The organism is Pseudomonas edaphica, from assembly GCF_005863185.1.
GTDB classification, from domain to species: domain Bacteria; phylum Pseudomonadota; class Gammaproteobacteria; order Pseudomonadales; family Pseudomonadaceae; genus Aquipseudomonas; species Aquipseudomonas edaphica.
In genome coordinates, this window is sequence record NZ_VBVZ01000212.1 from 1 (window position 1) to 9,512 (window position 9,512).

At 59.9% G+C, this 9,512-nt stretch carries 10 protein-coding genes; 2 read left to right on the forward strand and 8 right to left on the reverse strand.

Annotated features, from left to right (window positions below):
• On the reverse strand, positions 1-572 hold a 572-nt coding region (locus FEM54_RS34055; RefSeq protein WP_205894414.1), incomplete at its 3' end, for an AlgP family protein.
• A gap of 192 nt (positions 573-764) precedes the next feature.
• On the opposite strand from FEM54_RS34055, the gene FEM54_RS15625 reads away from it, so the two are divergent.
• Positions 765-1,442, forward strand: a complete 678-nt coding sequence (locus FEM54_RS15625) for an FKBP-type peptidyl-prolyl cis-trans isomerase (protein WP_017135008.1) — start codon at positions 765-767, stop codon at positions 1,440-1,442.
• Between the two features lie 53 nt (positions 1,443-1,495).
• On the opposite strand, the gene FEM54_RS15630 is transcribed toward FEM54_RS15625, so the two are convergent.
• The 7 genes from FEM54_RS15630 to FEM54_RS15660 all read right to left on the reverse strand — a co-directional run bounded on the left by FEM54_RS15630 (position 1,496) and on the right by FEM54_RS15660 (position 7,894).
• Entirely contained in the window at positions 1,496-1,954 is a 459-nt protein-coding gene (locus tag FEM54_RS15630) for an Rsd/AlgQ family anti-sigma factor (protein ID WP_017135007.1), read from the reverse strand.
• A gap of 209 nt (positions 1,955-2,163) precedes the next feature.
• Positions 2,164-2,685 (reverse strand): disulfide bond formation protein B, encoded by a 522-nt coding sequence (locus tag FEM54_RS15635; protein WP_138451789.1) that lies wholly within the window; start codon positions 2,683-2,685, stop codon positions 2,164-2,166.
• Between the two features lie 231 nt (positions 2,686-2,916).
• On the reverse strand, positions 2,917-4,158 hold the full coding sequence (locus FEM54_RS15640; RefSeq protein ID WP_138451791.1) for a heme biosynthesis protein HemY: 1,242 nt from the start codon (positions 4,156-4,158) through the stop codon (positions 2,917-2,919).
• Between the two features lie 5 nt (positions 4,159-4,163).
• On the reverse strand, positions 4,164-5,279 hold the full coding sequence (locus FEM54_RS15645; RefSeq protein ID WP_138451793.1) for a uroporphyrinogen-III C-methyltransferase: 1,116 nt from the start codon (positions 5,277-5,279) through the stop codon (positions 4,164-4,166).
• Positions 5,280-5,320: 41 nt separating this feature from the next.
• On the reverse strand, positions 5,321-6,070 hold the full coding sequence (locus FEM54_RS15650) for a uroporphyrinogen-III synthase (RefSeq protein WP_138451795.1): 750 nt from the start codon (positions 6,068-6,070) through the stop codon (positions 5,321-5,323).
• A complete protein-coding gene (hemC, locus tag FEM54_RS15655; protein WP_138451797.1) occupies positions 6,067-7,008 on the reverse strand; it encodes a hydroxymethylbilane synthase in 942 nt (313 codons plus the stop codon). The genes FEM54_RS15650 and hemC overlap by 4 nt, the downstream gene beginning before the upstream one ends.
• Before the next feature lie 139 nt (positions 7,009-7,147).
• Entirely contained in the window at positions 7,148-7,894 is a 747-nt protein-coding gene (locus FEM54_RS15660) for a LytR/AlgR family response regulator transcription factor (protein WP_099550278.1), read from the reverse strand.
• A 504-nt stretch (positions 7,895-8,398) separates the two neighbouring features.
• Here FEM54_RS15660 and argH point away from each other — a divergent pair.
• Positions 8,399-9,512, forward strand: a 1,114-nt coding sequence (argH, locus tag FEM54_RS15665) for an argininosuccinate lyase (protein ID WP_138451799.1), incomplete at its 3' end; no start/stop codon positions are given.

A 9,512-nucleotide genomic window follows, 5' to 3' on the forward strand; every position in this document is an offset into this window, starting at 1 on the left:
GCTGGCTTGGCCGCTGGTTTTGCAGCAGCGGTTTTAGCAGCTGGCTTGGCCGCTGGTTTTGCAGCAGCGGTTTTAGCAGCTGGCTTGGCCGCTGGTTTTGCAGCAGCAGTTTTTGCAGCTGGCTTGGCCGCAGCCTTGGCTGGAGCTTTCGACGCGGCAGCTTTTGCCGGTGTGCGGGCGCCCAATACTTTAGCCACAGCTTCTTTCACTCGACCAACGCCCTGGGCCAGTTTCAGGCTTTCCTGAGCATCTTTTTTGAGTTGGGAAATGTAAGTGCGGGTTTCAGCTTGGCGATCCTTGAGAGCGTCCAGCAGGTCCTCAAGTTCTTTGACCGCGTCTTTGGCTTTGGCTTGTGCCTTGGCTTTGCCGGCAGTCGCGGCGTCTTGCAGTTTGGTGCGGGATTTGTGCAGCTTTTCTTGCGCTTTACCGCGTTGTTTTTCCAGTTTGGCGAGCAGTTTTTCTGCATCGGCCAACGCTTGGGAACATGCGCTTTCCAGATGTTCGAGCAAGCTGCCCGAAAGTTGTTGGAGTAAATGCAACGGGGTATTAACAGGCTTCTGTTTGGCCGACATGGTTTACCTCCTGGCTGACGTGGGTGCGGCTCATACTAGCCCTCTGCTCTTACCGCCGCTAGGGCATGTTGACAGTATCGTTTGCCTTGCGTTGCACCGTGAGTAAATTCTTATCGATATAACAAAAAACTGCGGCACTTTTTGCCCACTCACACTGGCATAATCCGTCGCACTTTCGGCGGGAGAAACAGCATGTCGCGTTATCTTTTTTTAGTGCTTGGCTTGGCGATTGGCGTGGCCAATGCAGGCGAGCAATCGCCGTCCAAAACCACCGCCCCAGACCCACACGACCTTGCCTACAGTTTGGGCGCAAGCCTCGGCGAGCGCTTGCGCCAGCAGGTTCCCGACCTGCAGATCCAAGCCCTGCTCGATGGCCTCAAGCAAGCCTATCAGGGCAAGCCATTGGCGCTGGACGATGCACGCATCGAACAGATCCTTGCGCAACACGAAGCACAAAACGCTGCCGACGCCGAGGTTCCACAAAGCGAAAAAGCCCTCGCTGCCGAACAGCAGTTTTTAGCCAAGGAAAAATCCGTCAGCGGCGTGCGTGAACTGGCAGATGGCATCCTGCTAACCGAGCTGGCACCCGGCAACGGCAGCAAACCGCTGGCCAGTGATGAGGTGCACGTAAATTACGTAGGACGGCTGCCCGATGGGACAGTCTTCGACAAGAGCACGCAGCCCCAATGGTTTCGTCTGGACAGTGTGATCAGTGGTTGGAGCAGCGCGCTGCAGCAGATGCCGGTAGGCGCGAAATGGCGCTTGGTAATCCCCTCCGCCCAGGCCTATGGCGCCGACGGTGCGGGTGAGTTGATCCCGCCGTATACGCCACTGGTGTTCGAGATCGAATTGCTCGGCACTCGCCACTGACCCAATAAAAAACGGTGCGCCATGCGCACCGTTTTTTTATCTCACTCTGAGGGTCAAGCCTGGGCGGCCGACTCTTCTTTGTGAGCGTTGTGCAGCACTTCGATCAGACAGTCTTCCAACTCGAAGCGCTCATGCAGCAACCCACCCAGCTCTTTGAATTTCTCAATGACACACTTGCCGGCATCACACAGGTCGTTAAAGGCAACGAGTTTCTCAGTGATAGCCTCCAAGCGCGGATAGATAGTATCAGCCAGCTCCAACCCTCGATCATCGCCAAAGGCTTTAGCCTCCTTGGTCAGTTGATCGTAGACACCAAAGTGGCCCGTAGATACGTAATCCATCAGCACGCCGCAGAACTCTTGCAACGGTTTGCGATTCTCAGCCAGTGCCTCGGGCTTGGCGCCAAGAGCATCAAAGGCTCGAACCAGTTCGTGACGTGCCTTCAACCAGCTGTCGATCAGCTTGTGCACTCCACCCCAGCGTTCCTGAGCATTCTGACAACTTTCCAGCATGGTGATCTCTCTTCCCTATAGGGGCGCTGCCGCCTGTGCCCGCGCAACACCTCAAACATTGAGGCGGGAGCCGGACAAGGCCGCATGTCACAAACGGTTTCTATAACGCGTGCGGGCCAGATTATGCCCGCATGACTATGGCTTCAAGGTACGCAGGAGAGAAAGTTCATACAAGTGTTTAATCCCGTCCTACACATTACGGCGAATTTTCAATACCTCGCAGGGTGCAAGCGACGGCCCGGCAACAATCGTGAAAACTGCATGATGCCGAGCACCAGCATCGCCAAAAAGAACAACAGGCTCCATTCGGGCAGGCTCAGGTCAAACAGTGTCCAGTTGAGCTCTACGCAGTCCACGGTGCCTTTTACAGTCAGTTGCAGTGCTTGCCATAACGACAGGTTTTCAATCATGTAGTGAAGGCTGGGCCAGCAATCATTGGCCTGCTCCGGCGCGGCATTTTGTAGCAGCACCTGGCGTACCGCAGTGATGGCCCCGAGCATTGCGCAGCCCATGCTGGCCAACCCGTATAGGTAGACCCCTGAACGTTTTGGGTTATGAATCGCCGCAGCCAGGTTAATCAGAGTGAATGCGGCCAAAAAGATGCGCTGCACCTGACACAGGAAGCAAGGACGCAAGAGCGCGCCGAACTCAAGATAAAAAGACGCACCCAACGTCAGCGCACCAGCCAAGAACGCCAGGAGAAACAGAGAGCGTGAAGGGGCCAAAGACATTGTCATCCGTACCGCAGGAGATAGACCCTTACGGTAGAGTAAAGGCCTGACTCCTTTCAATACGCGCCAGAGCAGACAATTCCGCAACAGCCTGGGGATATGCCGTCAGAACCTGGATGACTTCAAGCAGTTGGCGGTAGGAATTTGCTACGTAGAGCTTTAGCGCCCGGGTTTTACGCGATAAAGAAAGGTTGGCCCTCAGAAAGGTCCGGCCAACCTTGACCTTCATTCCTACACTCGCGCAGGCACCGGCAGCGGTGATGCCAGCAAGCGGCTGTCCAGAAGCCCCAGACCTTCCTGGAACAACTGGTTGCTGCGCTCGGTGTCGCCCAGTTGGGCCAGCAAGCGCGCCAACTCGGCACAGGCTTCGGGATTACGCTGCACTTGCAGGCTGCTTTCCAGATAGTCGCGTGCTTTGCCCCACAGACTGTTTTGCAGACACAGGCGACCCAGTGTCAACAACAGGCTGGCATCCCCCGGATGGTCTTTGAGCCAGCCTTCGGCAAATTTCAGCTGACGGCCCGGGTCACTGCCACGCAACAAACCGTAAAGCCGGATCAGATGGCTGTCATAGCCGCGCTTGATTGCGCCACGCAGCACTTCTTCGGCCTTGGTGTCAGCACCCAGCCGACGCAGTTGCTCAGCGTAAGCCAACACCAGTTGCGGTTCCTGGCGCTGGGCGGAGGTCAGTTGCTCCCACGCTCTCTCCAAAGACTGCAACCCGGCTTCGCCCTGCTGTTCACGCTCGACCGCCAGCCCAAGGTTTTCACCCCAGGCACGGCGCTCAAGCTCAGCCAGCTCGGGAGCGGGAAGCACCTTGTCCTTTCGCAGTTCGGGTAACAAGCGAATCACCGACGGCCAATCGCCCCGCTGCTGATGCAGACGCTGCAATTGGCGCAAGACCTGCGCGTTATGTGGGTGACGCTCGTACATCGCTTGCAACGTCACCAACGCACCTTCAGTGTCGCCACGGTCCATCTGCAGTTGCGCATGGCTCAGGGCCACAGCCAGTTCCGCCTGTGGCTGGCGTTCCAAGGCACGCTCCAGCAAACCGTCGGACTCCGCATACCGGCCCAGTTCGTTGGCAGCACGTGCGGCGCCGAGGTAGTACAACAACGGCTGACGCTCGGCTTCAGCAGCGCGGTGCAGGTGACGTTCGGCGCTGGCCCAGCGGCCCTCGGCGAGGTCCATCTGGCCTTGCTCGATGGCTATCTGCACACGACGGCTGCGGTTACGCCGCGACCATGGGTTGACTACGCCACCGGAGGTGGTGAGCAAGCTGAGCAGCACACGCAGCAGGTAGATCACCAGAAAGACGGCAAACACCGCCACCAGCGTGGCCCACAGGCTCGATTCGTAATGCAGCAGATGGGGATAGGTAATCAGCACGTAGCCGGTGTGTTTCGAAATACCCACGCCCAGTGCCAGAGCGATCGCAACCGCCAACACCAGGATCACATAAAAACGCTTCATCGGCTCTACTCCTGGGTCGCCGGCGTGCCCGCCGACGCCTTGGCTTCATCGGCAGACAGATGACGGCGCTCAAGGTAGGCCTGCACTGCGGCCAGGCTGCTGGCCAGGTCCGGCGTCACCACCGAAACCGCCTTGGGCTCGAGCTCGGCAATGCGCGCCAGCATCGCCTTGCTCTGCGGGTTGTCCTGATTGAAGTTGTCCTGCAGCACGCTGCGCGCTTCACCCAGCGAGCGGCTGTACACCGCCGTTTCGCCGTTAAGTGCGGCCCACTGGGCTTGCTCCAGCGCCAGGCTCAGCGCCAGGCGCACCTGATTCAGGCCTTGGCCGGCGAGCAACGGGCGAATGTTGTCATCGGGGTTGAAGTCGATTCGGAAGTAACGAGAGATCTGCTCCCACCACTGGCTCAGGCGATTTTCCGTATCGGTGGTCGAGCGCCCTTCGGACGCAGGTTCAGTGAGCTGATACTCCGGTGCGATAGCCGCAAGCGCTACGACCTGATCGCGCAGTGCCGCCAGTTGCAGGTACAAACCGGTGCGGTCGGGTTGCTCGGTACTGCGTAGCGCGGCAAGGCTCTTGGCCAACTGCTCGCGGGCGGCGTAGGCGCCTGGGTCACTCTGTTCGCGCAGAATTTCGTCAGCACCCTGGACCAGTGACTGGGCGCTGTTGATGTCCTGCAAGGCAGAGAGGCGCAAGCTGGCCAGGCGGATCAGGTGTTCGGCTTCAGCCAGGCGCCAGTCCTGGCGACTGGCGCCCAGCACGGTTTCAAGGCGTTGGCTCAGACGCTGCTGGTCACCCTGCAATTGGGCGACCAGGCGGCGGCGCTCCTCAAGCTCGTCCGCCCCAGGCAACTGCGCCAGGCGCGCCGCCAGCTGTTGCTGGCTTTGCTTGAGGGATTGGGATTGATCATCAAGGGTCTGTACCTGGCCCAGCTGCTGCTGGCTGCTGGCTTGCAGGGCACGGACCTGCCAGATCCCCCAGCCACCGGCGGCGACGCCTGCGGCACCGAGCAACAGGGCCACAACCGCCAGGCCATTGCCACGGCGTGGCGCGGCGACCTGCGACTCAACCGGCGCATCAAGTGCGGGTTGGGTGTCATCTTTAGGCAAGGTTGTTTCGCTCACGTATCCGTCCTTTGCGTATCAGAGAGTGGGCGCCGCATGCCTTATGAGGCAGCGCTGCGCAACGCCACTAACAAAGCCGCGGCACTCGCGCCGCGACAATCCACAACTTTTTCTGCACCAGCGGCCCGCGCCATTTCAGACACGCGAGGGCTGGGCACGAACAACGGCAGCTGAGCCACCTTCGGCCAATCGGGGCCGGCCAGGGCTTGCAGGTGTAAAAAACCCTGCCCACTGCTGACCACCAGGCCGTTCAAGCGTTCCAACTGGATGCGTTGCATCAGCGCCCCGGCGGGGTAAGCCGGGAGGAAACGACGATACAACTCCAGATAATCGACACTAGCACCTTGCTCACGCAAACGCTCAGCCAGCAACTCCCGGCCGCCCTCGCCACGCAGGATCAACACCCGGGCACCGGGCTGCGCGGCAGCTTCGCGCAAGGCCGGCAATTGAAGCAAGGCCTCGCTGTCGTCGCCGGTTTGCGGATAGTGAACGTTGAGACCGTGATCGGCCAGTACCTGCGCAGTGGCAGCGCCCACACTGAACCACGGCAACGATGGCCAGGGCTGCTGCAATTGCTGCACAGCCAGGCGTGCAGCCGGTTTGCTCACCACAATCACCGCGCTATAGCGGCCCAGGTCAGCAAAAACAGCCCGTTGCTCGGGCGTGGCGGGCAAAGCTTCGGTATCCAGCAACGGCAGGCTGCTGCTGAAAATACCAGCTTGGGCCAACAACGCAGCCACGGCCGCCGACTCTTCAGCGGGCCGCGTCAGCAGCACGCGCCAATCGGTCACTGCGGGCCGGCCTCGCCGTAGACTTTTTGCAGAATGGCGCCGGCGCCCTTGCCCAGCAACTCTTCTGCGACCTGGATACCCAAGGCGGTCGCGTCACGTTGTGGCCCACGCACCTCGGCGGTGAGCAACGTGCCGCCGTCCGGATCACCGACCAAGCCACGCAGCCAGAGGTTTTCACCTTCAAGCACCGCGTAGCAGGCAATCGGCACTTGGCAGCCACCGTTGAGGTGCTTGTTGAGGGCACGTTCAGCAGTGACACGCACTTCGGTGTCGTGGTGGTCGAGGGGTTTGAGCAAGGCATGGATTTCGCTGTCGGCGGTGCGGCATTCAATGCCGACTGCGCCCTGCCCGCCGGCTGGCAAGCTGTCTTCGACGCTGATGGCCGAGGTGATGCGGTCTTCGAAGCCCAGGCGGATCAAGCCGGCAGCCGCAAGGATGATCGCGTCATATTCGCCGGCGTCCAACTTGGCCAATCGGGTGTTGACGTTGCCGCGCAAAAAACGAATCTGCAGGTCCGGGCGACGGGTCAGCAATTGCGCTTGTCGACGCAGGCTGGAGGTGCCGACGATACTGCCCAGCGGCAGCTCATCCAGGGATGCATAGGTGTTGGACACAAAGGCATCACGCGGGTCTTCACGCTCGCAGATGCAAAAAAGGCCCAGGCCTTCGGGGAAGTCCATGGGCACGTCTTTCATCGAATGCACGGCGATGTCGGCTTGGTTTTCGAGCAGCGCGGTTTCCAGTTCCTTGACGAACAAGCCCTTGCCGCCGATCTTCGACAGGGGTGAGTCAAGCAGCTTGTCGCCGCGACTCACCATGGGCACCAGTGATACTTTGAGGCCTGGATGAGCCTGTTCAAGGCGTGCTTTGACGTATTCGGCCTGCCACAAGGCCAGGGCGCTTTTACGAGTGGCGATGCGGATTTCGCGAGAGGACATGGATCAATCCGTACTGAATAGATACGGCAGATAATAACAGCTCAGGCAAACACGCTTTGATTTGAATCAGCAAGTGCGGGGCCTCCCTGGCCACGTCGCACCGGGATATCGGAATGCAGGCCTCGCTACAGCCCTTGGGCTAAAGCTGCTGCATCATCTTGCGCACGCCGGCGACATGACGTCGGCTGACGATCAAGGCATCACCGTTAAGCCCTTTAAGGAACAACTGAAAGTGCCCCAAAGGCGTGCGCTGCAAGCGTTCTATTCGCTCGCGCGCCACCAGTGCGTTGCGGTGGATGCGCACGAAGCGGTCGCCAAACTCATCTTCAAGGGCCTTGAGCGGCTCGTCGAGCAACACTTCGCCGGTCTCGTGACGCAGGGTCACGTACTTGTGATCGGCAATAAAGTAGACCACCTGGTCCAACGGGATCAGCTCGATGCCCTTGCGGGTCCGCGCGCTGATATGGCTGCGCGGCCCATTGCCACTTTGGGCGGCCGGCTGGGTCAGCGCAGCGAGTTGCACGCGGTTTGGTCGCTCGGCCTTCTTAAGGGCCTTGAGCAATGCTTCACTCGCCACCGGCTTGACGATGAAGCTGACACCGCTGGCTTCCAGGGTCTCGGTGGAAAACTCTTCTTGAGCGGCACACAGCACCACGGCAGGTGGCGATTCTCGCTCACTCAAACGGGCGGCGACTTGCAGGCCATCAAGGCCCGGCAAGCGGATATCGAGCAACACCACGTCCGGCTTGAGGCTGTCGATCAGCGTCAACGCCTCTTCGCCGTTGGTGGCGCTCGGTTCAAGGACTGTATAACCCTCGAGTTCACTGACCAAACGGCTCAGTCGCTCGCGGGCTTGGGGTTCGTCATCAACGATCAGGACATTCATATTGCGCTGGATTCCTGCGTGAGTCTCGCACAAGGATAGCGTAGACAGGTGCGGTGACTTGCGTCACAGCGATCCACGTTAAGACTAGCGCGAGCGGCAAAAAGTGCCCCGGCAGCGGCACCCAAATTTACCCGGACCTGTTCAATTGCGCCCAAGACCTGCTGCCTTTGGGCATCGTCGTAGGGTTTGCTGATACACAATCCGAATACCCCCCTTTTTTAATGGATAGTCTGGGCTATGACCGCATCACCCGACTTTGGTGCATTCACGCTCTATCAGTGCAACTGTAGACGCTCGCTGAGACGATATTGCTCAATCGTCAAATATCGTTTCAATTAACGCCTGCCCCCAGTCTCGTCCCGGATGCGTTCGGCGGCAAGGCACTTAGCCATCCTTGGCGCAAATAAAAATGCCGATCACCCGTAGCATCGCCTCAACGGGCAACCCTGTTATTATCGGCGGCACACCTCCACGCCTCTTTTTAAGCAGATCACGAGCGAATCCATGAGCACCGACAAGACCAACCAGTCCTGGGGCGGCCGCTTCAGTGAACCCGTCGACGCCTTCGTCGCGCGCTTCACCGCCTCCGTCACCTTCGACCAGCGCCTGTACCGCCACGACATCATGGGCTCGATCGCCCACGCCACGATGCTGGCCAAGGTCGGCGTGCTGACCGACGCCGAGCGCGACAGCATCATCGACGGCCTGACCACCATCCGCGGTGAGATCGAAGCCGGCACGTTCGACTGGCGCGTCGACCTGGAAGACGTGCACATGAATATCGAGGCGCGCCTCACCGACCGCATCGGTGTGACCGGCAAGAAACTGCACACCGGTCGCAGCCGTAACGACCAGGTGGCCACCGATATCCGCCTGTGGCTGCGCGACGAGATCGACCTGATCCTGGCCGAAATCACCCGCCTGCAAAAAGGTCTGCTGGAGCAGGCCGAGCGTGAGTCCGGCACCATCATGCCCGGTTTCACCCACTTGCAAACCGCGCAGCCTGTGACCTTCGGCCACCACTTGCTGGCCTGGTTCGAAATGCTCAGCCGCGACTACGAGCGCCTGGTGGACTGCCGCAAGCGCGCCAACCGCATGCCGTTGGGCAGCGCGGCATTGGCCGGCACCACTTACCCGATAGACCGCGAATACACCGCGCAGCTGTTGGGTTTCGACGCCGTGGGCGGCAACTCACTGGACGGCGTGTCGGACCGCGACTTCGCCATCGAATTCTGCGCCGCCGCCAGCATTGCGATGATGCACCTGTCGCGCTTCTCCGAAGAGCTGGTGCTGTGGACCAGTGCGCAATTCCAGTTCATCGACCTGCCGGACCGCTTTTGCACCGGCAGCTCGATCATGCCGCAAAAGAAAAACCCCGATGTACCGGAGTTGGTGCGCGGCAAGAGCGGCCGTGTGTTCGGCGCGCTGATGGGCCTGCTGACCTTGATGAAAGGCCAACCTCTGGCCTACAACAAGGACAATCAGGAAGACAAAGAGCCGCTGTTCGACGCTGCCGACACCCTGCGCGATTCGTTGCGTGCGTTTGCAGACATGATCCCGGCGATCAAGCCCAAGCACGCGATCATGCGTGAAGCGGCATTGCGCGGTTTCTCCACTG

Coding starts and splice junctions, on each gene's coding strand:
- hemC (WP_138451797.1), bottom strand. CDS start 7,008: ATGTCCTCTCGCGAAATCCGCATCGCCACTCGTAAAAGCGCCCTGGCC.
- FEM54_RS15635 (WP_138451789.1), bottom strand. CDS start 2,685: ATGTCTTTGGCCCCTTCACGCTCTCTGTTTCTCCTGGCGTTCTTGGCT.
- FEM54_RS15660 (WP_099550278.1), bottom strand. CDS start 7,894: ATGAATGTCCTGATCGTTGATGACGAACCCCAAGCCCGCGAGCGACTG.
- FEM54_RS15640 (WP_138451791.1), bottom strand. CDS start 4,158: ATGAAGCGTTTTTATGTGATCCTGGTGTTGGCGGTTGCGATCGCTCTG.
- FEM54_RS15625 (WP_017135008.1), top strand. CDS start 765: ATGTCGCGTTATCTTTTTTTAGTGCTTGGCTTGGCGATTGGCGTGGCC.
- FEM54_RS15630 (WP_017135007.1), bottom strand. CDS start 1,954: ATGCTGGAAAGTTGTCAGAATGCTCAGGAACGCTGGGGTGGAGTGCAC.